The sequence below is a fragment of the Anoxybacillus sp. LAT27 genome (assembly GCF_022030075.1).
In the GTDB taxonomy this organism is placed as follows: Bacteria; Bacillota; Bacilli; order Bacillales; family Anoxybacillaceae; genus Anoxybacillus; species Anoxybacillus kestanbolensis.
Genome location: NZ_JAIWYK010000022.1, coordinates 1 through 24,824, shown reverse-complemented (window position 1 = coordinate 24,824; position 24,824 = coordinate 1). Strand labels below are relative to the sequence as shown.

The 24,824-nt window shown below is 40.6% G+C and carries 27 protein-coding genes, 1 tRNA gene and 1 pseudogene; 5 read left to right on the top strand and 24 right to left on the bottom strand.

The genetic code is table 11. The annotated features are described in order from the left end of the window. The first annotated feature begins 273 nt into the window (after positions 1–273). Entirely contained in the window at positions 274–627 is a 354-nt protein-coding gene (locus tag LD028_RS01870) for a DsrE family protein (RefSeq protein ID WP_237810746.1), read from the top strand. A 120-nt stretch (positions 628–747) separates the two neighbouring features. Here the strand turns inward: LD028_RS01870 and merA are convergent, their stop codons facing one another. From merA to merR, 3 genes are read right to left on the bottom strand one after another with little or no spacing between them, the layout of a single operon-like run. Further along, on the bottom strand, positions 748–2,364 hold the full coding sequence (gene merA / locus LD028_RS01865) for a mercury(II) reductase (RefSeq protein ID WP_237810745.1): 1,617 nt from the start codon (positions 2,362–2,364) through the stop codon (positions 748–750). A gap of 50 nt (positions 2,365–2,414) precedes the next feature. After that, entirely contained in the window at positions 2,415–2,645 is a 231-nt protein-coding gene (merF, locus tag LD028_RS01860) for a mercury resistance system transport protein MerF (protein ID WP_237810744.1), read from the bottom strand. Next, positions 2,635–3,051 carry a mercury resistance transcriptional regulator MerR gene (gene merR, locus LD028_RS01855; protein WP_237810743.1) on the bottom strand — a complete coding sequence of 139 codons (417 nt, stop codon included), beginning with the start codon at positions 3,049–3,051 and terminating at the stop codon, positions 2,635–2,637. Before merR ends, merF begins: the two co-directional genes overlap by 11 nt. 136 nt (positions 3,052–3,187) lie before the next feature. Between merR and LD028_RS01850 the strand changes: the two genes are divergently transcribed. Further along, positions 3,188–3,562 (top strand): VOC family protein, encoded by a 375-nt coding sequence (locus LD028_RS01850; protein ID WP_237810742.1) that lies wholly within the window; start codon positions 3,188–3,190, stop codon positions 3,560–3,562. 37 nt (positions 3,563–3,599) lie between these two features. Here the strand turns inward: LD028_RS01850 and LD028_RS01845 are convergent, their stop codons facing one another. The 5 genes and pseudogenes from LD028_RS01845 to LD028_RS01825 form a co-directional block, all read right to left on the bottom strand. Next, positions 3,600–4,475: a GNAT family N-acetyltransferase gene (locus tag LD028_RS01845; protein WP_237810741.1), complete on the bottom strand. Its 876-nt coding sequence runs from the start codon at positions 4,473–4,475 to the stop codon at positions 3,600–3,602. A 245-nt stretch (positions 4,476–4,720) separates the two neighbouring features. Beyond that, positions 4,721–5,527, bottom strand: a complete 807-nt coding sequence (locus tag LD028_RS01840; RefSeq protein WP_237810740.1) for an ABC transporter ATP-binding protein — start codon at positions 5,525–5,527, stop codon at positions 4,721–4,723. Between the two features lie 97 nt (positions 5,528–5,624). Next, on the bottom strand, positions 5,625–6,482 hold the full coding sequence (locus LD028_RS01835) for an oxidoreductase (RefSeq protein ID WP_237810739.1): 858 nt from the start codon (positions 6,480–6,482) through the stop codon (positions 5,625–5,627). Between the two features lie 89 nt (positions 6,483–6,571). After that, positions 6,572–6,748: pseudogene (locus tag LD028_RS01830) on the bottom strand (EamA family transporter); the annotation flags it as partial. A gap of 41 nt (positions 6,749–6,789) precedes the next feature. Further along, the gene (locus LD028_RS01825; RefSeq protein WP_237810738.1) at positions 6,790–7,722 is read right to left on the bottom strand and encodes a DMT family transporter; all 933 of its coding nucleotides are present in this window, start codon (positions 7,720–7,722) and stop codon (positions 6,790–6,792) included. A gap of 123 nt (positions 7,723–7,845) precedes the next feature. Here LD028_RS01825 and LD028_RS01820 point away from each other — a divergent pair, with 123 nt between their 5' ends. After that, positions 7,846–8,727, top strand: a complete 882-nt coding sequence (locus tag LD028_RS01820) for a LysR family transcriptional regulator (protein ID WP_237810737.1) — start codon at positions 7,846–7,848, stop codon at positions 8,725–8,727. Between the two features lie 102 nt (positions 8,728–8,829). On the opposite strand, the gene arsC is transcribed toward LD028_RS01820, so the two are convergent. The 4 genes from arsC to LD028_RS01800 all read right to left on the bottom strand — a co-directional run bounded on the left by arsC (position 8,830) and on the right by LD028_RS01800 (position 11,256). Next, positions 8,830–9,246 (bottom strand): arsenate reductase (thioredoxin), encoded by a 417-nt coding sequence (arsC, locus tag LD028_RS01815; RefSeq protein WP_237810736.1) that lies wholly within the window; start codon positions 9,244–9,246, stop codon positions 8,830–8,832. 15 nt (positions 9,247–9,261) lie between these two features. Continuing rightward, entirely contained in the window at positions 9,262–10,560 is a 1,299-nt protein-coding gene (locus LD028_RS01810) for an arsenic transporter (protein WP_237810735.1), read from the bottom strand. A gap of 18 nt (positions 10,561–10,578) precedes the next feature. Beyond that, the gene (locus tag LD028_RS01805) at positions 10,579–10,911 is read right to left on the bottom strand and encodes an ArsR/SmtB family transcription factor (RefSeq protein WP_091704802.1); all 333 of its coding nucleotides are present in this window, start codon (positions 10,909–10,911) and stop codon (positions 10,579–10,581) included. 204 nt (positions 10,912–11,115) lie between these two features. Continuing rightward, positions 11,116–11,256: a YrzI family small protein gene (locus tag LD028_RS01800; protein WP_006318510.1), complete on the bottom strand. Its 141-nt coding sequence runs from the start codon at positions 11,254–11,256 to the stop codon at positions 11,116–11,118. A 250-nt stretch (positions 11,257–11,506) separates the two neighbouring features. On the opposite strand from LD028_RS01800, the gene tnpC reads away from it, so the two are divergent. Both tnpC and LD028_RS01790 read left to right on the top strand, forming a co-directional pair. After that, positions 11,507–12,952, top strand: coding sequence for an IS66 family transposase (gene tnpC, locus LD028_RS01795; protein ID WP_237810734.1), 1,446 nt, complete (start codon positions 11,507–11,509; stop codon positions 12,950–12,952). 370 nt (positions 12,953–13,322) lie between these two features. After that, positions 13,323–14,243, top strand: coding sequence for a CobW family GTP-binding protein (locus LD028_RS01790; RefSeq protein WP_237810733.1), 921 nt, complete (start codon positions 13,323–13,325; stop codon positions 14,241–14,243). A 13-nt stretch (positions 14,244–14,256) separates the two neighbouring features. On the opposite strand, the gene LD028_RS01785 is transcribed toward LD028_RS01790, so the two are convergent. The 12 genes from LD028_RS01785 to LD028_RS01730 form a co-directional block, all read right to left on the bottom strand. Beyond that, positions 14,257–14,853 carry a ribonuclease H1 domain-containing protein gene (locus LD028_RS01785; protein WP_237810732.1) on the bottom strand — a complete coding sequence of 199 codons (597 nt, stop codon included), beginning with the start codon at positions 14,851–14,853 and terminating at the stop codon, positions 14,257–14,259. A gap of 74 nt (positions 14,854–14,927) precedes the next feature. After that, a tRNA-Ser gene (locus LD028_RS01780) sits at positions 14,928–15,020 on the bottom strand. Positions 15,021–15,066: 46 nt separating this feature from the next. Further along, a complete protein-coding gene (locus LD028_RS01775; protein WP_237810731.1) occupies positions 15,067–16,029 on the bottom strand; it encodes an MBL fold metallo-hydrolase in 963 nt (320 codons plus the stop codon). A gap of 2 nt (positions 16,030–16,031) precedes the next feature. Further along, on the bottom strand, positions 16,032–16,664 hold the full coding sequence (locus LD028_RS01770; RefSeq protein WP_237810730.1) for an NUDIX hydrolase: 633 nt from the start codon (positions 16,662–16,664) through the stop codon (positions 16,032–16,034). After that, positions 16,664–17,644, bottom strand: a complete 981-nt coding sequence (locus tag LD028_RS01765; RefSeq protein ID WP_237810729.1) for an ABC transporter permease — start codon at positions 17,642–17,644, stop codon at positions 16,664–16,666. The genes LD028_RS01770 and LD028_RS01765 overlap by 1 nt, the downstream gene beginning before the upstream one ends. Then, a complete protein-coding gene (locus LD028_RS01760) occupies positions 17,637–18,548 on the bottom strand; it encodes an ABC transporter ATP-binding protein (protein ID WP_237810727.1) in 912 nt (303 codons plus the stop codon). The genes LD028_RS01765 and LD028_RS01760 overlap by 8 nt, the downstream gene beginning before the upstream one ends. Next, positions 18,548–19,339 carry an SGNH/GDSL hydrolase family protein gene (locus LD028_RS01755; RefSeq protein ID WP_237810726.1) on the bottom strand — a complete coding sequence of 264 codons (792 nt, stop codon included), beginning with the start codon at positions 19,337–19,339 and terminating at the stop codon, positions 18,548–18,550. The genes LD028_RS01760 and LD028_RS01755 overlap by 1 nt, the downstream gene beginning before the upstream one ends. 99 nt (positions 19,340–19,438) lie before the next feature. Further along, positions 19,439–20,797, bottom strand: a complete 1,359-nt coding sequence (gene glnA, locus LD028_RS01750) for a type I glutamate--ammonia ligase (protein ID WP_237810725.1) — start codon at positions 20,795–20,797, stop codon at positions 19,439–19,441. A 278-nt stretch (positions 20,798–21,075) separates the two neighbouring features. Continuing rightward, positions 21,076–21,276 carry a cold-shock protein gene (locus tag LD028_RS01745; RefSeq protein WP_003398700.1) on the bottom strand — a complete coding sequence of 67 codons (201 nt, stop codon included), beginning with the start codon at positions 21,274–21,276 and terminating at the stop codon, positions 21,076–21,078. Between the two features lie 189 nt (positions 21,277–21,465). Continuing rightward, entirely contained in the window at positions 21,466–22,026 is a 561-nt protein-coding gene (locus LD028_RS01740; protein ID WP_237810724.1) for a thioredoxin family protein, read from the bottom strand. Positions 22,027–22,108: 82 nt separating this feature from the next. Further along, positions 22,109–24,574 carry a U32 family peptidase gene (locus LD028_RS01735; protein ID WP_237810723.1) on the bottom strand — a complete coding sequence of 822 codons (2,466 nt, stop codon included), beginning with the start codon at positions 24,572–24,574 and terminating at the stop codon, positions 22,109–22,111. Positions 24,575–24,601: 27 nt separating this feature from the next. Next, positions 24,602–24,824, bottom strand: a 223-nt coding sequence (locus tag LD028_RS01730) for a hypothetical protein (protein WP_237810722.1), incomplete at its 5' end; no start/stop codon positions are given.

Genomic DNA, 24,824 nt, shown 5'->3' with positions numbered 1-24,824 from the left:
TTGTTCAATTTTGAGATTTTGTGTACAATTCATAGTAAGTCCTCCTTGGTTTGATGATAGGGTCAACTTTCCATTGACACCCCTGCATCATACCAAGAGGGCTTTTTTCTTTCAAGTCCCCGAAAACCTTTCTAACAGGAATGCTCCTCATTTCTTTTGTTTGCTTCATCAGCATACGAGATTTAAGTAAATATTTCTGTAATACAGCTTACAGATATCTTGTGGTTGTTTCAGTATATTTAATAATGTAAATGAAAGCGAGGAGGTCACAAAATGAAGAAAATAGCTATTTTTGTTCATGCTAATGAAAGTGAATTAGCAAAAGCGTTGCACGCTTTACTTTATGCCCAAGAGCTAAAGGAAGCGGGACATGAAGTGAAGGTAGTGTTTGATGGGGCAGGTACTGTTTGGATTAGAAAATTCGAGGAGCCAGAAAATAAATACTACCCGTTATACAAAACAGTAAAACAGTTAGATGTTATTGAAGGAGTATGTGAATATTGTGCTGGCGCGTTTGGGGTTGCGGAAGACGTAGAGAAATCTGGATTTAATTCACTAGGCGAGAAAAATGGTCATCCAAGCATCTCTTCATTCATCGATCAAGGATATCAACTCATCATTTTATAAATTGTGTAAGCAGCAGGTAGTCTTCTCCGTGGAAAAACGAATATAGTTCAAAAGAAAGGGTGCCTCATTTTTTCTTTGGCACCCCCTTTTATTTACGCAAGAAGATAAGCGAGCCAGTTTTTATCCCGCACAACAAGATAACTTTCCGACATCTTGGTCAAACGTTAATGCTGCGAGCTTTAGTCCTTCTGCCATCGTTAAATACGGAGCGAGCGTTTCACGGAGGTCATTTATCGTTAAGCCGAATTTAATGGCGAGTGTCGCTGCATAAATGATTTCCCCCGCATGTTCTGCGACAACGTGAGCCCCAAGCAATTTCCCTGTTTTTGCATCGGCGACTAATTTAAAAACACCGGTCGTTTCGTGATTGACAATGGCTCTCGGGACAGCTTCTAACGACAAAACAGATGTTTTTACTTCGTATCCTTTTTCTTTTGCTTGCTGTTCCGTTAGTCCAACGGTTGCGACTGCGGGAGAACTAAACGTAACCGCTGGGATTGTTTCAAGGTGAATTTTTTTCTGTTGTCCGCCAACGGCATTCGCTGCGGCGATCGCTCCTTCGTATGCGGCGACATAGACAAATTGTGGACCCAGGATGACATCGCCTGCCGCATAAATGCGCGGATTCGTTGTTTGTAAATAGTCATTAACAATAATTTCACCACGCGAACCTGTTGTTACCCCAGCCGCTTCTAAACGCAATGCTGCCGTATTCGGTGTTCTGCCAGTAGCAATGAGCAACTCATCCGCTTCAATCACCTGTTTTTTTTCATCGATTTCGACATATATTTTTTTCACGTTTCCGTCTTGTTCGATGCGTTCAAAGGCCACTCCTGTGAGGAGGCGGACGCCTTGAGTGGTGAGCGCTTTTGTTATCGCTTCTGAAATTTCTTGGTCGTATGTTTTTAATAGCCGAGGGCTTCGTTGCATCAATGTGACGTCAGAACCGAGATGATGAAACAGTTGCCCGAGTTCGATGCCAATATAACCAGAGCCGATGACCGCTAATCGTTTAGGTACTTCCTTTCGTTCGAGTAGCGTCGTGCTTGTCACGTAATCCACATCCGCAAGCCCAGGAATATTCGGAATTGCCGGAGCAGAGCCTGTGGCAATAAGGAAGCGATTTGCTGATAATTTTTTTCCATTGACTTTTACAGTGCTTTCGTCGACAAATGCCGCTTCTCCTTGAATCAGCGTAAATCCATATTCGTCGATGAGATTGACATACTTCGCTTGACGAAGATCGCGCACTAATTCATTTTTTTGCTCGATTAATGAAGCTAAATCGACTGCTCCTGCAGACGTATGCAGTCCAGCGAACGGAGGATTTTTCGCAAGGAAGTTAATTTCCCCTGCCCTTAACAATGTTTTCGAAGGAACACAGCCGATATTCACGCATGTTCCTCCTATCGTTCCCCGTTCAATCATGGCAACTTTTGCCCCATATTTTCTTGCCTCAATTGCCGACGCAAAAGCGGCAGCACCAGAGCCGATGATGATGTAGTCATATGTTTCTCTTGTTGCTTCGATTTCCTCCGCTTCTGTCGGCTCATAACCAGCCGCCGTTATGGCTTGTTTTGCCGTTTCAACGTTGGTATGAGGAAGTTCAAACACCGCTTCTCCACGGTGAAAACTAACATCAATAGATGTTGCGCCAAGTTGCTTAAGAGCTACAGCAACGTGAGCTTCACAACTTGTACACGTCATTCCTTCCACCCGAACTTTATATGTTTTCATGTTGAACACTCTCCTTTATATTTTTCTTTTTCTTTCATAGTTATCACCTGTTACGAGCAACACGAGTCGTTCTTGGATGAAGATTTTTTTGATCGACGGTAAGAAGAAAAAGTGAGCATAAGAAAAATAACTAACGCCGGCAGCAAAACATAATCCAAGTAACCAGTGACAGCACCTAATCCAACTGCCCCCAACAAAATGACTAAGATAGGGGTAGCACAGCATAATAAAGTAACTACTGTCCCAACAATTCCTACGATAAACGTCTTTTTATGATTCATCACAGTCCCCTTTCTCATGAACCAACGTCTCAATGATTGGACATTCATACAATGTTTTTTCATCTGGACACCGCTTTTGTAAGTCTTGGAGCATACATACGACTCGCTGTAAGTCTTTGATTTGCTTTTGCACTTCTTCCACTTTTTTTGATACAAATTCATACATATTTGCGCATCGTTCCTTATCTTGATCGACAATGCCGAGCAACTGATGAATTTCCGTTAGCGAAAACCCGAGTTGTTGCAGACGTTTAATAAATTGGATGCGCTTTGCGTCTGCATCGGAATATAAACGATACCCCGCTTCTGTTCTTGTAGGTAGTGGGAGTAGCTGTCGCTTTTCATAATAGCGAATCGTTTCTTTATTCACGCCACATCGTTTTGCTAGCTCGCTAATTCGATACATATGAATCCCCTCCTACTCAAGTATAAACCTTGGACTATAGTACGTAGTCAAGAGAGTAAACTATTGACAACAGATGAAAAGTTCGAGATAATCAGACATAAGAACATACATTCGTTCGTCATAAAGGAGTGGGCTTATGGATCAAAAAATTGTGACATGTCTTATGTTTTCAGGGCAGGCAGAAGAAGCGATTCGGTTTTATACATCCGTTTTTTCGCCGGCGGAAATCGAACAGATCGTGCATCAAGAAAACGGAATGGTGCTTCACGCAACGTTTATGTTAAAAGGACAAAGATTGATGGCTATAGACAACAGTGTTGAGCATCACGAATTTACGCCTGCGATGTCGCTATGTGTCACGTGTGATACGGAAGAAGAAATTGACCGTGCGTTTGAACAGCTCTCCCAATCCGGAAAGGTGCTTATGCCGCTAGGCGTCTATCCATTTAGCAAAAAATTTGCTTGGGTGGAAGACCGGTATGGGGTATCATGGCAACTTTCGCTTAGTTAGACGAGCAAAGCTGTTGGAGTAAACCCAACAGCTTTGTTTATCTCATGCGCTTCTGCATCCACACTTGTTTGACGGTTGTTTGAAAGCCGATTTCTTTTAAAAGTGAGTAGGTAGGCGATGAATAGGTAATCGGTATGTTTGCTACTACTTTCACGACCTCGTCTGGACAAGTGCCGAACACGTTTGTCAGCAAAAACCGAAGGATCGGTTCCGCATCGTCCCTTGCAGGGTGAGCTTCGCATTGAAATAAAATCGTTTTTTCATGCTTACCTGTTGCGTCAAAAACACGGCGATAATAGGCATAACCGATGTTGTATCCACGTTCGTCTTTTGCAAGAAGCGCTTCGTCATTTTTGGCGCTTTGCCATTGCGTTTGCCACGGATGTCGCCCTTTATAAAACGAAAGATGGCTTATTTGTTCTGGAATAGTGATTTCCGCTTGAAATGGTTCGTCCTCTAGTAAACGTGGTATCGCTTTTTGAAATTGCAAATATTCGAGTTCGTCTACGATTTCATATCCGAACTTTTTATATAGTCCAATAGCTCGCTCATTTTCGCTAATCGCTTCCAATGTTGCAAGCTCGACGCTTGCTTGTTGGTAAATGTCAAGTGTTGCTTCCATTAGCTCCGTTCCAATTCCTGTTTTGCGAAACGCAGGTGCTACTCCTGTGCCGCCGTTCCAAGCGATTAAAGTCCCTTGAAATTCGCGAATGCCGTTTAGCACGATCCCAACTGGCTCCTCATGATGAAAGACAATAATAGATAGTGAAGGAGAAAGCCCCTCCCCGACTAATCGCTGCAAAAAGCTTTCTAGCGTCAGTTGAATCGGAAAATAATACCCTTCAAATCCAGCATTCCAGGCGCGTACTGCTTCTTCTAACGTACATTCTGATAGTCGTTTTATTTGTAACATATTCCCTCCATTATGCCGTAATGTTTTCTTCGGACGAAGCTTCTTTTTTCTATTGCTTGTTATAAGACTTACGCAAAAAAGCGAAAAAACGCCACTAAACTAAAATCAGATGTAAGATCACCGTCGCAATTTTTCCTGAGACAAACGCCCCTCCCTAAATCGTCGTTGTTATAGAAGAAAATAAGTTTTTATAGAAGTGAAGTTTTCCTCCCTTTTCTCATTCATTTTATGCCTTTCGTCATCCTTTATTTTCCTATCTGCTGAAGTGTAGAGCTGTTTTTAATCGATACCCACGGGCGATTATGTTCCCAACGGACGTGCACATCTATTTGAAACGTTTCTGACAAATAATCATCGGTGAGTATTTTTTCTTTTTGTCCGGCTGCTATAATTTTTCCATCTCTTAATAATAAAACATGGGTCATTTCTTCGATAATTTCTTCAATATGATGTGTGACATATAACACGTGGCATACTTTTTTTATGATAACGTCCCTAATGAGTGCCAAAAGTTCTTCTCGTGTCAACATATCTAGTCCTACGGTTGGTTCATCCAATATGAGCAGCTTTGGCTTTGCCATTAGTGCTCGAGCAATCAGTACTTTTCTTTTTTCTCCTTGCGATAAGGTGCGATACGTTTTTCCTTTTAAGTAACCGATTCGAAAGACATTCATCCATTGTTCGGCTTGGTGGAAATCTTTGTCTGTGACAGGCTCATACAGCCCAATCGAAGCAAATTTTCCGCTAACAATTACCTCTTCCGCCGTTTCCGATTCTAATGTAGGTTGAAATCTCTCAAACGAGTTGCTTACAAACCCGATGTGTTTGCGAAGTTCTGGCAAATTTGTTTTTCCAAATCGGTGCCCTAATACGGAAACTTCTCCTTTTGATGGGTATTCATAGCCTAATAAAATATTAAGTAGCGATGTTTTTCCTGAACCATTTAACCCGAGAATGACCCATTGTTCATTTTCTTGCACTTCCCAATGTAGACGGTCTAAAATGACGCGCCCTTCTCTAATAAATGAAACATTTTTCATCTCAACAATCATTCCTCTTCCCCCTTGTTTCATTCTGATCTAAAACACTTTGTCAATGATTTTATAAAATTTTCAAAATGTATGTTTTCTGTAGCTGCATATGTGGTACTTATTTTTGTTTAAGCGATTTCATGACAATCCATTCCCACCACTTCCATGGCAACCAGTTTTTCAGTCTTAACGTCAATGTGCCCCCTCTCCCTACGGGGTAGCGCAAACGAGGAGTCGACGATTGGACGACTTTGATTATTTGCCTAATGACTTCATCAGGAGGTGGAGCTGTTTTAGCTACTCGATTCACGTATTGCATAATGGTTTTCATTTCTTTTTCATATGGAGAACCTGAACGGACGGACACTCCTTGAAGTCCTTTCGACCAAATGTTTGTTTTGAATGACCCAGGCTCAATTAAGACGACATGTACTCCGTACGGCAACATTTCTAAACGAAGCGATTCGCTAAATCCTTCGACAGCAAATTTTGAAGCGACATATGGCCCCATCGCCGGAAAACCGATTCGTCCGCTAATGCTGCTAATGTTGATAATCTTACCGCTACGTTGCGTTCGCATAATCGGCAAAACAGCTTTTGTAACGGCAACTAATCCAAAAAAGTTCGTCGCAAACTGACGCTCCCACTCTTCAATTGAGAGTTCCTCGACAAAACCGCCAACGGCAACCCCTGCGTTGTTAACTAATACATCGATTCGTCCATAGCGATTAGTTACATCGTTCACGACCGATTCCACCGCAGCGAAATCGGTGACATCGAGAGATATGACTTCTATCTGATCATACACGCTGGCTTCAGACGCCACGGTTGTAAGCATTTCTTTGTTTTGCGTGTTTCGCATTGAAGCAACAACTCGATATCCTTCGCGCGCAAGTGCAATGCTTACGAGTAGTCCAAACCCGCTCGAGGCCCCTGTCACTAGCGCCACCGATGGGGAGTTTACATTTTGATTCACAACAATCCTCCTCGCTACGATAAAGACATATTTATTGAAATTAGATAACGATAGGTAATATTCCTGCCATTTTGAAAAATCGACCCCCATCACGTATTGATGGAGGTCGATTTTTTCTTTGGTTTAAGTTCTTTTGTTGTGACAACAAGCATAGCTCCACTCAACACAATCAGTCCCCCAATCATTTGAATAGACGATATGCTTTCATGTAAAAATACCATCGATAGAAGAAACGTCACGATCGGTTCTATCATACTTAAAATCGCTGCTTTTTTTGCACCTCAAACGTGACTATTTTTACAAAAATTTATGTGTTTGCTTCTTTTTTGATGAGAGAAAACACCACGTTCTCTTGTTTGCTGTAAATATTAAGTAAAATACCACTAAAGACAAAAGCTGCGCCAATAATATGAGTTAATGTCAAATGTTCATTAAAAAACATCGTACCCATCACAGTAGCAGAAATAGGCATGACATTAATGAAAACAGAGGCGGTTGAAGCACCTACTTTTTGAATGCCGTTATACCACCAAACGAAGCTGATCGCTGAAACAAAAATAGCAACGTATAGAACGCTCAACCAAACATCCCATCCGCTCGCTTCGATGGATGCAAAGGAAGTATAATATAGCGCAAACGGCGCTAGAAATAGAGTCCCAAAACCTGTTGCATATGTTGTTGCCGCAAGAGGACTAAACTTTTTCATCGCGATTTTTCCGATGACAGAGTATGTACTCCAGCTAAGACATGCCCCCACTAGCACGAGATCGATTGGGGAGAATCCTATGTCAATAAGCACAGAAGGGTGACCATCTGTAATAATATATATAGCTCCAAATACTGCAAGAAACATTCCTAGTACGCTTCTTCTGTTCAATTTTTCTTTTAAAAACAACGCAGATAAAAGCGTAATGAGCGGTGCATTGACTGCAATGACTAATGAACTTTTGACAATTGGTGCATATTTTGTAGCGATAAAAAAGAAAATGTTATATAAAAATACTCCTGTTAGGCCAAGAAGTGCTAACACTCCCCAGTCTTTTTTTACAGGGATGGGTCTATTTCGTTCTTTCCAATGCAATAGCGGAAATAAAATCAAACTAGCGCCGAAAAAGCGAAAAAAAGCAACTGACACTGGATGTAAAGTCGTCGTTGCGATTTTTCCAGCAACAAAGGCACCACCCCAAATGGTAGTGGTTAAAAATAAAAGTATATACGTGTTCAAATTTTTTGTTGACATGAAATATCCCCCTCGTTTATCTTTACATTTCTGTTATAATCAATTTTACAAGTATTTGGTCATAGGTGTTATTGATAATAATTGATATCGTTCATCAATATTTTTGATGGGGAGTTGGGGAGTATGAATCTTGATTATTTGCATACATTTCGTGAGGTAGCGAAATGGAACAGTTTTACGAAAGCTGGTGAAATGTTAGGATACGCCCAATCGAGTGTGACAACACAAATAAAAAAGCTAGAAGAGGAATTTGGTGTTGTTTTGTTTGAACGTTGGGGCGGGAAAATTAAACTGACATCTGCCGGAGTGGAACTACTTGAATATGCAAATAAGATTGTTAGTTTGATTGATGAGGCGAAACAAAGTCTTTCTGAGCAAACGGAGCTCGCTGGGAGTTTATCAATTGGCACGATTGAGTCAGTCGCTGGGTTTTATCTCCCACCTTATTTACAAGCATTTAAGCAAAAGTATCCAAGAGTAAATTTGCTGTTGCAACAAAACATTTGCAATCGGCTTGTCGAAGGAGTAAAGGAAGGGAAATATGATTTAGCTATTATTCTCGATGAAGAACGTGAAGACCCTGATTTACATGTGACTGTCATTAAACAAGAGCCGCTAGTTCTTGTTGCTAAACCAGACCATCGTTTAGCCCAGTTAGATGAAGTGGATATACGTATGTTAGGTGATGAAAAGCTTATTGTGACTGAACAAGGATGTAGTTATCGAGAAGTCATCGGAAATTTGTATCGTAATCATAGTATTCGTTTTGAGTATACGATTGAACTAGGGAGTATTGAAGCAATAAAACGATGCGTCGCTTATGGACTTGGCATCGCTTTTTTGCCACTTATGGCTGTAGAGTCTGAATTAGAGAAAGGGAGTTTAGTTCGCATCCTTCTTCCCGAGGCCGATATACACCTCTCCCTTCAACTTGTATATCATCGTAAAAAATGGTTGTCACGATCAATGAAACAATTGACGAGCCTCTTAGTGAGAGAAATTTAAGGAGAGCCAAACGGGGATCTTCTCGTTTGGCTCTTTAAGTTTACATAATTAAATTATGGGAAATAGATTGGATATATAAATCATAAGTTTATATTCGTCGTTTTACTCTCCTGTTTCCGCAAATCGCTTAATTCGCGCGCCAATTTCATCACGAACACGCTGGAAAACAACCCATTTTTCTTCTTCCGTCCCTTCTGCTTTTGCTGGATCGTCAAACCCCCAATGAACACGTTTGACATGCGGTGGTGTGACTGGACAATGATCGGCTGCGTGTCCACATAATGTAACGACTAAATCGGCTCTGTTTAAAATATCTTCATTGATAATGTCTGATGTTTGATTTGAAATATCGATCCCTACTTCTTTCATCGCTTTGACTGCGTTCGGATTTAAACCGTGGGCCTCAATGCCAGCACTATATACTTCCCATTCATCACCGAGATATTTTTTTGCCCATCCTTCTGCCATTTGGCTACGGCAAGAGTTTCCTGTGCATAAGAAATAAATGACTTTTTTCATTGCAATCGACTCCTTTTAATGAATAATAAGTAACCATATATATAACCCAACGAGCGTGATAAATAATGTTGGGATAGTTAAAATTAAACCGTTTTTAAAATAAGTGCCCCACGTAATTTTTACTCCTTTTGTTGAAAGGACATGTAACCAAAGAAGTGTAGCGAGTGAGCCAATTGGTGTAATTTTTGGTCCTAAGTCGGAACCGATCACATTGGCATAAATTAGCGCTTCCCGAATAATTCCTGTCGTATTTGTATCAGCGATGGCTAGTGCATCAATCATAACCGTTGGCATGTTGTTCATCACAGATGATAAAATGGCTGCGATAAACCCCATAGCAATCGTTGCTACAAACAATCCTTGCTTAGCGGCTCCCTCGATCAGATCAGCTAGAATGCTCGTTAGCCCGACGTTGCGCAATCCGTATACAACAACATACATTCCGATGGAAAAAAACACAACAGCCCACGGCGCTCCTTTTACTATTTGTTTCACATGGACAACTGGACTACGTTTCCCCATCCATAAAAACAATAACGCCACAGCACCAGCAATAAACGAAACAGGGATATTTACAAATTCACCGACAAAATAACCGACTAATAAAACCGCAAGAACGATCCAAGACAAGCGAAACATGCGCACGTCTTTAATCGCTTCGTATGGTTGTTTAATATGAGATAAATCATAACGTTTCGGAATGTCTTTTCGAAAATATAAGTAAAGTACCCCGATGCTCGCTGCGAGCGAGAAAAAGTTTGGAACGATCATCCGTGATGCGTACTCACCAAAACTAATACGGAAAAAGTCCGCAGAGACAATATTGACAAGGTTGCTGACAACAAGCGGTAACGACGTCGTATCAGCGATAAATCCGCTTGCTAAAATAAATGGTAATACGTTTCGTTCATCAAATTGTAGTGCACGCACCATAGCTAATACGATGGGTGTTAAGATGAGTGCAGCGCCATCGTTTGCGAAAAATGCAGACACTAAAGCACCGAGAATTGAAACAAATACAAACATGCGAATGCCGTTTCCTTTTGCAGCACGTGCCATATGTAATGCTGCCCATTCAAAAAAGCCAATTTCATCTAAAATTAAAGAAATAATAATGATTGCAATAAAAGCAAGCGTCGCATTCCAAACGATGTTCGTTACATCGATGACATCTTGAACATCAACAACCCCAAGAAGCAACGCTAATAAGGCGCCACCGCACGCCGACCAACCAATCGATAAATTGCGTGGTTGCCAAATAACAAAAACGAGGGTAACAAGAAAAATCAGTGATGCAAGAATAACGGAAAGCAAAAAACCACTCCTCTCTTTTTATTCGCACTGAATACGCATTCCTTTTTCCTTAAGTTGACGAATGTGTTCTTTTGGATCTAGCAAATAAGCGAAAATGCTTTGCATCATTGGATAAAACTCATGTTTTTTATTTAGTGAATAAAATACCCACTGCGCTCTTTTTGTTTCTTTCACTAAACCGTTATCTTTTAGTTTTCGTAAATGCTGGCTAATGGCAGGTTGGCTCATCTGTAATAGTTCAACGAGCTCACATACGCAACAATCTGTTTCATTTAGTATAGCCATGATCGTGAGTCTTGTTTTGTCGCCTAATAGCTTTAACATATTTGCCGCCTCTTCGATGTGATACATAATACCCCCTCCTTCATCCGTAAATTATTATATAATTATATACTTATATAAACAAGTAAAGATTTTGTAAAGAAAAAAGAGCTGATCCACTGATCAACTCTTGTCGCATAAAACTAATCGTCATCTACCGTCCATGTTATATTTGTTTTTGTTTGCTGTTGTTTCATTTTTCATTCTCCTTTCAACATGTATTTTTCGTCTAAATTAAAACAATTGGTACATTGAACATTTTCGATCCATCATCTTTTCTTCAACTTGTCGAATCAGCTGCTCTCGCTCTATTTCTTCAGCTGTCCATATTCGTCGTTGGATGGAAATCGTTAAAAAAAACAAATGAAATTTCATGATTTACTCACCCCCTTTCAGTAAAAAATCCGTTGGACAAAATCTTTCCGCGGATGGCACAAAAAAACGCAGGGAACACATCCTTCCCTGCGACATGCGATCGCTTGTGAAAAGGTGAATGATTTTCACATCGGGAGGACGGGCCAATCTTCTTTGTTCGTAACTATTCAGCCACATCATAAAGTGAGCTGAATATTTTTTGTATTTCTTGTCCATGATGTGAATATTGATAGACAAGGAGGTGAATCGCATGTTGACGATACAACAAGCTGTGTTTACAGTAGAGAGTTTAATTGGCAAAGTCCAACAACAAAAACAGCTCATTCATCAACTCGTTCAAGAAAATGAACATTTGCGTCACGAAATCAAACAGCTACGCAAAGAAAATGAACAACTGAAGTATCGCGTTCAAGAGCTGGAAGCACGCACGAAAAAAAACAGCTCCAATAGCCATTTGCCCCCATCTTCTGACCGTTTTCACACCCATTCTTCTCGCAAGCCATCTGGCAACAAGCCAGGCGGACAAGAAGGACATCAAGGAACGACGCTCCGTCAAGTGGAACGTCCACATCATCGCATCGTTCATCGTGTGCATACGTGTCAAGGATGTGGGGCTTCTTTGCGCGAAGTCAAACCGTTCAAAGTCGATATCCGTCAAGTGTTCGATCTCCCTCCCGTGACGATCGAGGTGACACAACATGAACGTGAAGTGAAATCCTGTCCACATTGCCGATGTGTTCAACAAGCGGAGTTTCCACCACATGTCACGAATCATGTGCAATACGGTCCACGTCTTACTGCACTCGTTGTTTATTTGCATCATATCCAATTGATCCCTTACAAACGTTTGAGTGATACGATCGAAGCATTATATCAACACTCGGTTAGTACGGGAACTCTTGCCAATATAGTGAAACGAGGACGCGAAGCGCTAGAATCGAATATGGACATCATCGAAGACGCCTTACTTGAATCCAACATCCTGCATGTCGATGAAACGAGTTTGCGTATCAATGGGAAACTCGCATGGGTGCATGTCGCGTGTACATCAAAATACACGTACTTGGCTTCTCACGCTTCTCGCGGAAAGAAAGCGACCGATGATATCGGGATTCTTCCCCGATATCAAGGAACGATGATGCACGATGGGTTCGGTACGTATCCAAAATACACGCAAGCCACCCATGCCCTTTGTCACGCCCATCATTTGCGTGAATTGAAGGGCTTCATCGAACAAGGACATACATGGGCATCGCGCATGACGACGTTTCTGTTAGCCGCCAAGCAAGCCGTCGAAGCTCATCACGGTGCACTTTCCGAAGAAGAAGCGAGACGGTGGGAACGAGTGTATGATCGCATCCTAAAAAGGGCACAGCACCGATTAGAAACGATGACGCCTCTTCCGAAAAAAGCACTCGCTTTTGTTCGACGGCTTCAGAAACGAAAGAAAGAAGCGCTGCGTTTCTTACGTGAAGCTCACGTTCCCTTTGACAACAACCAAGCCGAACGCGATCTTCGCATGGTCAAAGTGAAAGAGAACATTTCGGGTACGTTTCGCGAAGAAACATTCGCCCAGTCTTTTTGTATCACAAGAAGCATCGTTTCCACACTCGCGAAACACGAAAAAAACGTGTGGGACTCGTTATGTCTTCTGTTGACGGGCGACACGCTCGATCGTGTTCTTTCTATCACTTAGGGCATTTTCTATCACGGAGATGCCCTATTTGTGTTGCGCTTTTTTACATACTACTATCGGGGTGAATAGTTACCTTTGTTCAATTGCGCCATGTACTTCTGTCATTGTTGTCATAACTCTTTCCTCCCTTCCAAAATCAATTGATGTAGTAAATTATATACACAATAAGATAAGTTTGTAAATATATAATAAAAATTTTTCCAAACAGATCACGAAGATATGTATATGAAAGAAAACAAAAGGTATGCAAGGACAGATGCATCATTTTTTGTCTTTTAAGCAAATTGTCCATCGATGTACGATATATTTTCTTGTGCTATTTATTATTTTTGACTATGATCAAAAAAGAACATGTAGAAAGGAGATCTTTATGAAACATACAGACATATATATCTTATCCGGATTTCTTGGGAGTGGTAAAACGACATTATTAAAGCGGCTACTGCAACATGAAAAAGAACATGGACGGAAAGTCGCTGTTGTGATGAATGAAATTGGCCAAGTGTCCATTGACTCACATGCTGTTTCAGAAGATGCTGTACTAAGCGAATTATTAAGCGGCTGTGTATGTTGTACCATTCAAGATCAATTTGAAGTAGAGCTTTATTCGTTGCTTCAGCAACATTCATTAGATGTCATTTACATTGAAACAACAGGGGTAGCGCATCCTGTTGAAGTGCTCGATGCGTGTGTGTCGCCATTACTTGCTCATCGTCTTCAAATGAGAGGTATCATGACGACAATCGATGCAACACGTTGGATGAATCGTCAACAACTCTCCATTCCCTTGCAAATGTTGTTAAAAGAACAAGTTCGTCACGCGGATGTATTAATTGTCAATAAGACAGATGAATTACGCCCAGAAGAACAAGCAAAATTGTCCTTTGAGTTGCAAACGATTAACAATGAAGTACGTACAATTTTTACAACATTTTCTAACGTACGAATGGAAGATATTCATTTGTTATCGAAGCGGGTAAGAAACGAGCATGAGCGAATGAACATCGAAAGATTACGCATTCAAACATACGTACATACATTTACAAACCCAATTGATTTAGATGTGTTCGAACAATGGGTACGGCAGTTACCTGATACCATTTACCGAATGAAAGGGTTTTTACGCTTTACTCATACAAGTGGGGTTTATTCTTTTCAGTATGCATACGGTACACCGCTCTATATGAAAGAGGAAATGAATGTTCCGCTACATTTTGTTGTGATTGGTGAACAATTGGATAAACAAACACTAAAACAACAACTCGATAATATGCAAAAAGGAGAAGGTTAATATCCCTCTCCTTTTACTTTCGTCCAAAGTCCGCTTTAATTTCTCCCCATTGCTCGGTTTCCCATTTCATAATTTCATTCGTATAATGGTGCGTGCGTAACCACGCTTCAGCACGTTCAACAAGTTGCCAGGCACGTTCTGTTTCAGCGTTGCGAACGAGTGTTGTATTCGCTTTTTTTCCTTTTACCCATTTTATAGCTGTTGCCGAATCAGAATAAATTGGCAAATTTTTGTTTTGTTTTTGTAACCATGCTAACGCGTGGACAATGGCTAAAAACTCCCCAATGTTATTTGTTCCGATCATCGGTCCAACATGAAACAACTCTTTTCCTGTTTTTGTATGCACTCCTCGATACTCCATCCATCCTGGATTTCCGCTACATGCCGCATCTACGCAAATACTTTCCTCTACATAGTTCGTTGCAAGCACTGTATTTTTTTTCGTTCGGTTTACAAACGGACCAGACGCAAATGCTTGTTCTGCTTCTTTCCTTGATGGAAATGAGCGATACTTTGCTCCAGGAATACCAATGACGTGCGGTTTACACTCGTCCCAAGAAGAAAAAATGCCTGTTTTCGCCCCTTGCCAAACGACATAATATTTTTTCAATTTGTCACATCCTCACGAATTGGAATAAAGAAACAAAGTTGAAGGTCACAAAAGAAGGAATGACAGAGGAGATATGGCGGAGGAGGGGGGATTCGAACCCCCGCGGGCTTTGACACCCCTATCGGTTTTCGAGACCGACCCCTTCAGCCGGACTTGGGTACTCCTCCGTACGTTGGGGTGCCAAAGAAATTATAGCGAAAACATGATTTTTCGTCAATTACTTTTTTGTTTTTCAATATAGTCAACAAGCCCCATCGCACATACTTGTAAATCAAGTTGAAGCACTTTATATACATCTGCATTATCGGGTACTTGCTGTTTGCGCAAAAATGTTTGAACGTTGTCGAATAAAAGTTGGAAAACAGCTTCCGTTTTTTCTATAAAGGATTGATTTTTTTGCTTATTTACGATATCGCGACCTATTTGCACGAAGATCGGTAGCCAGTAATGTAGCTGATCCCAAACCGTCTGCACATGGGTTGACATACCAAAATGGCCAAAATAGATGCGCTCTGGATGTAACGACATGAATCTTTTAATCAAAGCTTGCATCGCTTCTGGGTCAAATTGATTTGGTGATGTAGATGGCAAATATAACTCCACGTCATATGAAAGTAACTGTGGATAAAAAACACCTGCCGTATCACCTGTAAAAATACCGTTGCTTTTTTCGTCATAAATAGAGAAATGGTGATTCGCATGCCCTGGTGTATGAAGAAACGTTAATGTACGATTTTTTCCGATTTGTAACGTTTCCCCATCTTCTTTTACAATTAATCGCTCTTCAGGAATGGGAACAATCGGGTCAAATAAAGCATCAAACGATTCACCATAAACGGCTTTTGCCCCTTCAATGAGACGAGATGGATCGGCCAAATGTCGCATTCCCTTCGGATGAACAAATACGCGAGCGTTTGGACAATGTTTTAATAACACTCCTGCTCCACCCGCATGATCTAAATGAATATGTGTAACGATAATATTTTTTACATCGTGTAAATCAATAGAGAGTGCCTCTAGTCCTTTAAGTAAATGTGGGATAGACGGGCTTGCACTTGTTTCAATAATTGTCACTTCTTCTTCACGAAAAACATACGCTCCTGTTCGTTGGGCAGTTTGTAGATCATATAAATCAATAAGCGAAATGCCAAATCCTAAATCAACATGGTGTCCCATACTTATTCTCCCCTCGTCTGTTCAATAAGTCTAGCGAAATGATAAACAATTTTTGCGGTTAATCCCCAAATGACTTTGTCTTTGTAGTAATAAAAATGTTCTTCAATTTGCCTTGGCCGCCAATTATACTGTCTTCCCCCAGGAATATCGTCAAATGGAAAATCGTCTTCAGGCTTTGGTTCGAATTGAACACGATATATTTGTGGCTTCGTTTCAATAAAAAAAGATAACGGGACGGTAAATACATCTTCCACTTCTTTTTTATTAATTTGCATGTGTGCGTTATTCACAAATGCAACAAACGGATAAATGACCATCCCAAATGGTGAAAGCACATAATCAAGTGGAACGACATGTGTAATATGTTCTGTTTCAATCCCCAACTCTTCACATGTTTCCCGAATGGCTGTTTCTTGTGGATTTTGATCACATGCATCCATTTTTCCACCCGGGAAACAAATTTCACCGGGCTGGCGACGTAACTGAAATGAGCGTACTTCAAATAAGACAAACACGTCATCATGTTGACAAATAAGCGGGAGAAGTACAGCATATTTCGCGTATGAGTTGAAATCCATGATTGCTGGTGTTCGCTGCTGTAGTTCATTCATTGTAGTATAAATCACTTTCTTCATCAGTAAACATCCCTTTTCGTAAATACATAAAAAGAAACGATCAGCGCGACAAGTGCCCAAGTGGCTAGCACAGTCATCGAAAAAGAAAGTGTCATCCCATCAATGGGTGGCGCCATGCCGCTAACATAACTTGTGAGTCGTAAATTCACCATAAACAAATATTTCGCAGACGTCCACGATGACACCATATTTGATAAAATCGCTCCTGAAATGAGAGCGGCAAGCATAATTCCCATCACGGCAGCTGTGCTACGTAGTAATACCGATAACATGAATGTTAATGTGCCGACAACGAGCGAAACAAAGAAAGCGAGACCAAATTCGATAAGCAAGTATTTCCATTGAGGGATCAGATGGACAGCTGATGTATTTAATTCTTCACCTTGAATCAAAAATCCTGTTAAAAGCGGCAAATTCCATCCACCATATCCAAATACAATGCCAGAGATAGCGTATGATAATAGAGCGACAGAAAATACGATAAACGACGTAGATAACATCATCGCGATATATTTGCTCATTAAAACTTTCCATCGTTTCACTGGACGTGTCAACAGCAGCTTGATTGTTCCGCCGCTTGCTTCTGACGAAACGAGATCAGCTGCAATGACCATAACAAGGAGCGGTAAAAATAACTCGATGGAGTTTTCGATAAACATGCGCATAAATGTTGGAGCACCGGGTGCCATTGGATTAATGTCGTTGTCTAAATAATATTGTTGTTGCTGTAAACGGATTTTAAGAAACTTTTTCCATTCCTCGGAAATTCCTGTTGAATTTAATCGGTTTTGTGTGTCGATGATTTGTTGTTGTAGCTGTGTACGCCAATCTGTCGTTCCGATCCGTTCTCGAATCGTTTCGATTTGTTTAAATTGCGCGTATGTAAATAAGCTAACAAGAACAGCAACGATCGCTGCGATAATAAACAGTCGTTTTTTACGAACAATTTTTAACATTTCATTGTATACAAGATTAATCAATCGTTTCCCCTCCCGTTAATTCAATAAATAAGTCTTCTAGTGTTGGAAGCTTTCGTTCAATTCCACTGACATATATCCCTGCTTCAATTAAACGAGCATTGCAACGCGCAATCGTTTCGTTTGATTCATACATTGTCACGAGCGCTCCATCTTTTTCACCAAGCACAGTCGTTTCATTTTGTAGTATTTGTTTTGCTTTATCTACCGGATCAACACTCCAATATGTCCGAGCTTGTTCTTGTAGCAAATGTTCAACCGTATCAATGCGAATAATCTGCCCTTTAGACATAATCGCCACACGGTCACACATGAGTTGTATTTCACTCAATAAATGTGATGAAACGAGCACACTTAACTGTTCTTTTTCAGCAAGCGATCGAATAAACTGTCTCATTTCACGAATGCCGACAGGGTCTAAACCGTTTGTTGGTTCATCTAAAATAAGTACCCTCGGTTTCCCCAGCAACGCTTGCGCAATGCCAAGTCGTTGACGCATGCCGAGCGAATATGTGCGCACGAGATCATGAATCCGATTTTGTAGACCGACGAGTTCAACCACTTCTTGAATGCGATGAGCTGTAATTCCCGGAACCATTCGTGCGAAGTGTTCAAGATTTTCCCAACCGCTTAAATATGGATAAAGTTCAGGGTTTTCAACAATACAGCCAATGTGTTGAATTGCTTTTGTAAATTGTTTTTGTAAATCATATCCACAAATTGAAATCGTTCCAGATGTCGGTCGAATCAATCCGACAAGCATGCGAATCGTTGTCGTCTTCCCTGCGCCATTTGGACCTAAGAAACCAAACACTTCCCCTTTTTTTAGCGAAAACGAAAGTCCTTTAATAATTTCTTTTTTTCCAATGGTTTTTCGCACGTTTTGCACAACTAATGTCTCTTCCATTATTTCTCTCCTTTCGTTAACGTAATGAGTGAAGCAACACGTTCACCAATTCGCTTATACCCTTCCTTATTAGGATGAAATTTATCTGTATATAAATAGTCGTTTACTTGCAGTTCAAACAAATCATATGTCGGAACGCAAATGATTGACTTATAGTTGGCTGCTACTTCAGATGCTGCATAATTCCAACTACGTACAACGGCAGATGTTTCTTTTCCGTTATCTAAATCATTAAATGGATTATACAAAGCGACATAAAATACTGGGGCGTTGCTATTCGCTGTACGAATGAGTCGGAAAATCGTATGCAGCTGCTCGACAAATTTCTTTTTTTCTTTTTCAATTTGAGTATGGGATAAGTCTCTCAATGCTTCGCCACCGCGAAACAAGTCGTTTCCTCCGATCGTCATTAAAATAATGTCCGCTTCTTTTAATTGCCGCTGCACTTCTTTTTGTTTCAGTTGGCTAATCAATTGCGCAGATCGTTGTCCTTTAATGGCTAAATTGGTGAATTGAACGGGTTGATTTGCCCGTTTTTTTAGTTCATCTACAACATATCCAACGTATCCTTTCCCTGTTTCATCCCCTGTTCCACGCGTTAATGAGTCGCCAAGAGCGACAATCGAAAGTCCATTATTTTTCTGTATGTTTGAAGTTGTTGTTTTTGGTTGTTTGATCGAGGAAGCTTCGTAAAAAAATTGGTCTTGAATAGTGACGATTAAACCGATAGCCCATAATAGTGTTGTTGCGGTACAAATCAATACGATCATCGTAATTATTCGTTTAGACACAATATCACCCTTTCGTTGTTTTCTATGTACCATCATAAACCATTTGTTGCTCAAACGCATAATGAAAACATGCAAAAAAGCGAGCACAATCGCTCGCTTTTAAAATTTTGCTTGATAATGTTCAATCTCCCAAGCATGAACAGCTGTTCGATAACTATCCCATTCGTTCTTTTTCATTGCTACGTATTCGTTAAATACATGATCTCCTAATGTATGACGGCCAATCGTTCCGTTTTCTAATTCTTCAATCGCTTTCCCTAAACTACCTGGAAGGTTTTCAATACGAAGCTCTTTACGACGTTCATTCGTCATATGGAAAATATCTTCGTCGATTGGTGCTGGGCAAGTGAGCTCTTTTTCTACTCCATCAAGCCCTGCCTCAGCAATAACTGCAAATGCTAAATACGGATTGGCAGATGGATCTGGACAACGAAGCTCAACTCGTGTTGCCAATCCTCGTTTTGCAGGGATGCGAATTAATGCGGAGCGGTTCGATGCCGACCACGCAATATAACAAGGCGCTTCATATCCTGGGACGAGACGTTTATATGAATTTACAAGTGGATTCGTAATAGCTGCGAAACTTTTTACATTGTGTAATAAACCAGCAATGAATTGGTATGCCGTTTCAGATAATTGATTGTCGTCCGATGGATCAAAGAAAGCATTTTCTTCACCCTTAAACAGCGACATATTTACATGCATGCCTGAACCGTTAATACCAAAAATTGGTTTTGGCATGAACGTAGCGTGCAATCCGTATTTTTTAGCAATCGTTTTTACGACCCATTTGTATGTTGTGGCGTTGTCAGCAGCACCTAACGCATCGGCATATTTGAAATTAATTTCATGTTGACCCTCAGCAACTTCATGGTGTGAGGCCTCGATTGTAAATCCCATTGCTTTTAACGCACGATAAATATCTAAGCGAACGCGTTCTCCAAGATCTTTTGGAGATGGCTCAAAATAGCCACCGCTATCTTGTGGTTTTGTTGGGTTTCCGTTTTCATCCGTTTCAAATAAGAAGAACTCTAACTCAGGACCAACGGAGATCGTGTATCCTTTTTGCTTTGCGCGTTCCACCGTTTTTTTCAATACGTTGCGCGGGTCTCCTTCGAATAATGTTCCGTCCGGATTGACAACAGAACAAAGAAAACGGGCTTCTGCGTATCCATCTTCTACAGTCCACGGCAATACTGCGAACGTTTGTAAGTCAGGAAGTAAATATAAGTCTGATCGATTAATTGGTGAAAAACCTTTAATCGAAGATCCATCAAACATAATTTTCCCTTCTACTACATCATCTAGTTGTTCCGTTGTAACCGTGACGTGCTTTAAAACTCCTTCAATATCAACAAATTGTAAATGCAGCAATTCAACGTGTTTTTGTTTGATGATTTCTTTAATTTGTTCAAGTGTCGAAGTGTTTGTTTGTTCAGAAACAAGCAATTCATTCATGTTACATTACCTCACATTCTTATGTATAGTTTTATAACATGAGTTTATTATATGGAATCATTGTTCTTTTTTCAATAGTTTTTTATCAAATTTTCTGTATTTTTATTTAAAAAAGGACACGCTTCCTATGAGCGTGTCCGAATAAACAAAAACGACGGAAACCCTACCTCTCTTCCGTCCTTGCAGCTCCGAAGCTGCGCCAGTGAGAATTTGTTTTGTTACATATAAAAACTAAAAATGGGATCTCGCGAAAAGCGAGACCCCGTACGTTTGACTATTTATGCTTTTTGGACGTTTGCCGCTTGCGGCCCACGGTTACCATTCACGATGTCAAATGTTACTTTTTCGCCTTCTTCCAACGTTTTGAATCCAGTACCTTGGATCGCTGTGAAGTGAACGAATACGTCTGTACCTCCGTCCGTCTCAATGAATCCAAAACCTTTCTCTGCATTAAACCATTTTACTTTACCTGTGTTCATGTGAAATTCCTCCAAAACAATTTTAAAAATTGACCACCGTTTCATTACTCATAAAACAAAAGCTGCACTTCTGTCAAGTCCTTATAAGATGAACCCGACAAAGGTGCAGCTTATAACGATCATTGATATAACGAACGAAATGGTACTTCTTAAGTATATAGGCTTAAAAAGAAAATGTCAAATGTTTTTTTATTTTTCTTTCCATTTGATGCTACAACCGATGCTTGGCTTTTGTTCTTTCGGAACAGGTTTCCCTAAAAGCAATGCATCTAAAGCGGTACGAATAGAAGATCCAGTCACTGGGATTCCATTATTTGGACGTGAATCATCGAGTTGACCGCGGTAAACGCATTTCAATTCACCGTCAAATATGTAAAAATCCGGCGTACATGCAGCTTGATATGCTTTTGCGACTTCTTGTGTTTCATCAAATAAATATGGAAACGGATATCCGAGTTGTTCGGCGACTTCTTTCATTTTTTCTGGAGAATCGTCTGGATATTTTTCTACATCATTTGAATTAATGGCAATAAATGAAATTCCTTTTGGTTGATAATCGTTGGCGAGACGGACAAGCTCCTCTTGAACATGTTTAACAAATGGGCAATGATTGCAAATGAACATGATTACTGTTGCAATATCCGATTTGACGTCTTCTAACCGAACGATTTGTCCATTGATCACGTTGACAAGTTCAAACGACGGAGCTTTCTCTCCTAGTGGAAACATATTTGATTCAACAGCTGGCATACAAATCACCCTTTCTTTTTTTGTTCATTTACTATTATAGCAAAATGTACAAATCACAAAAAATAAGCGAGCTTGAGCCCGCTTATTTTTTGATTAGCTGTCCTCGTGTAACGCCGAGTTGATTAATAGCTTTTAATGTGCGCCATACGCTTGTACCGCTCCGTTTGCCTTCGAGCGCTTCGCGATATAATGTGATGACTTCTTCTACTTTTTTCGAGGACTCTTCCAAAAACTCGACACGATACGAACGAACACCGAGGGATAAAAAGTGTGGAATATACTCTGCCCCAGATTGTTCAATGGCGTTGTACACTGTATTTCGGCAGCCGATATCGACACGAACTGGATGAAGCATACCGATACGATCTCGCAAGGAGACACGATGCTTTTCACATGGTCGTCCACAGTTTGTAAAATCGGTTCCTTCACTTAAAAATGTACAGTATACACAATGTTCAGTATGAAACATCGGTAAATGTTGATGAATAACAATTTCAATATGTTCGGTTGGTGCTGCCTCAAGTAAATCGATCATTTGTTGAATATTTAAATCGTAGGAAGGGGTAATGCGATCAAATCCCCGAGATAAAAACAATTGTGCAGCCAGATGATTTGAAATATTAAGTGAAAAATCACCAATTAACGCTTGTTCAACTAATTGACTCGTATAATATTGTACCGCTCCTAAACTACGCACTAAAATGGCATCTGGTTCAGCTTTTAAAATTCCTCTCAAAATCCCATTTTCCCCCGGCATATGAATGCGTGGAGTAGCTAAAGCGATCGGTTTATTCATGGCTCGTGCAATCTGTACAGCTTTTGGATAATCGGTTGTAAATTCGAAATCCGCATACACCATGTCTACATCTGTATCACATGCTGCTTCGACTTGTTCAAGCGTACGACAGAGCGCCATTAAAGAAGGGTTTTCTGCTCGTTGTTTTTGTCGATAAGAAGATGTTAAATCAACGGCTTGCTTGATGTATAGCCGCGGACGTTGCCGTTTTTCAATAAGCTGTTCAACGGCTTGTCTTCTTATTCGGTTTAATTCTTTAACTGGAAGAATAACATTGTCTGTCGTATGCATATAAACGTCTTGTAATTCAAAAATCGTTCCGCCTAATCTGCCGAACTGTTCTTTTATAAAATCTAGTGTTAATGGTCGCTTTTGTGCCACATCTAACAACTGCTCAGATTGAACAGTTACTTCATTACCTGTCGTTTCATCGCGCCATGTTGAAATGAGCGGTTTTCCTGCTTCGCCGTACACGCGTACAGTTAGTGGGAACAGGCGATATGGTCGTTCAGTTTCGAATGTTTTGCGCAAGCGACGTTCAAGCTCTTGGTCGCTCGTTTTCCAAATGCGGTCTCCGACATGTACGCGTGTTAAATTGACGTCATGTCGACCTGGGATGATTTCAACAAGCCCTTTTTCGACTTCTCCTTCGATTTTTTTTCCGTTTTTTCGTAAGTCATACACGCGTCCGCCTTCTTCTTTTTCCTCTGGGCGGCCTGCATCAAATACGATGCCATCCCCACGTTTTAACGGGGCTTGTAGTTCGCATAAAACCCCGTCTTTTAATACTTTTTTGACCGTTCCAAGAAATACACCACGGCTTTTCGGGAATGTTCCGTCAACAAGCTGTTTGTTATTCGTTCCTTTTAAAAAGCCATGTGTAAATCCTCGACTAAAGCTTTGTTGTAGTTCACGTATTTCCTCAGGTGAAGGAGTATAATGGCGTCCTGCTAAATATTCATCAATAGCTTTTCGGTATTTGCTGACAACATTCGCTACATATTCTGGTGACTTTAATCGCCCTTCGATTTTAAACGTGCTCACTCCCGCCTCAATGAGCTCAGGGACGAGATCAAGAGCAGCTAAATCTTTTGGTGAAAGTAAATAAGCAACGTTCCCCATTTCTTTTTGTTCGCCATCAACAATTAAATCGTATGGCAGACGACACGCTTGTGCGCATTCTCCGCGATTGGCTGAACGCCCACCCCACATTTCTGATGTTAAACATTGTCCTGAGTATGATACACAAAGTGCTCCGTGAACAAAAACTTCCAACGGGACATTCGTTTTCTCAGCAATTTTTTGGATGTGTGTTAAATTATTTTCACGACCAAGCACCACCACTTCCAAGTTATAAGGCTTCAGAAACTCGACCGCTTCCGGCGATGTAACGGTCATTTGTGTTGATCCGTGAATCGGGAAATCAGGCGACAAATCGCGGATAAGTTTAACAAGTCCTAAATCTTGGACGATCAGTGCATCTACTCCTGCATCTATACATGCTTCAACGAGCTGCTTTGCTTCTTCTAGCTCATTTTCAAACACTAAAATATTAAAAGTAACATATCCACGAACGTTGTATTTATGCAAATAAGCCATGACATCTTTTAATTCTTCCATGCGAAAATTTTTCGCTCGTACACGTGCATTATATTTGTCGACACCAAAATAAACGGCGTCTGCTCCATTGGCAACAGCAGCACGAAGACAATCCCAATCTCCCGCTGGCGCTAACAGTTCAATTTTTCTCACAGCTGGTCAACCTCTCTATTTTTTTTATCATGAACAACAATATATTACCGAATATCCCCCTCGTTTGCCAACAAAGAAAAAGACCTGAACGTACAGGTCTTTCAGCTTGTCGACAAAGTCGACAAGCTGTTTTAATATATAGGTATAAGGGTATAGGAGGGGGAAATCGGATGCTTCAACGTCATCAAGAAGATCGTAGACATGTGGAAACAACGGTAAAGATTGATGACCTTGTTCCTGAGGATCACCT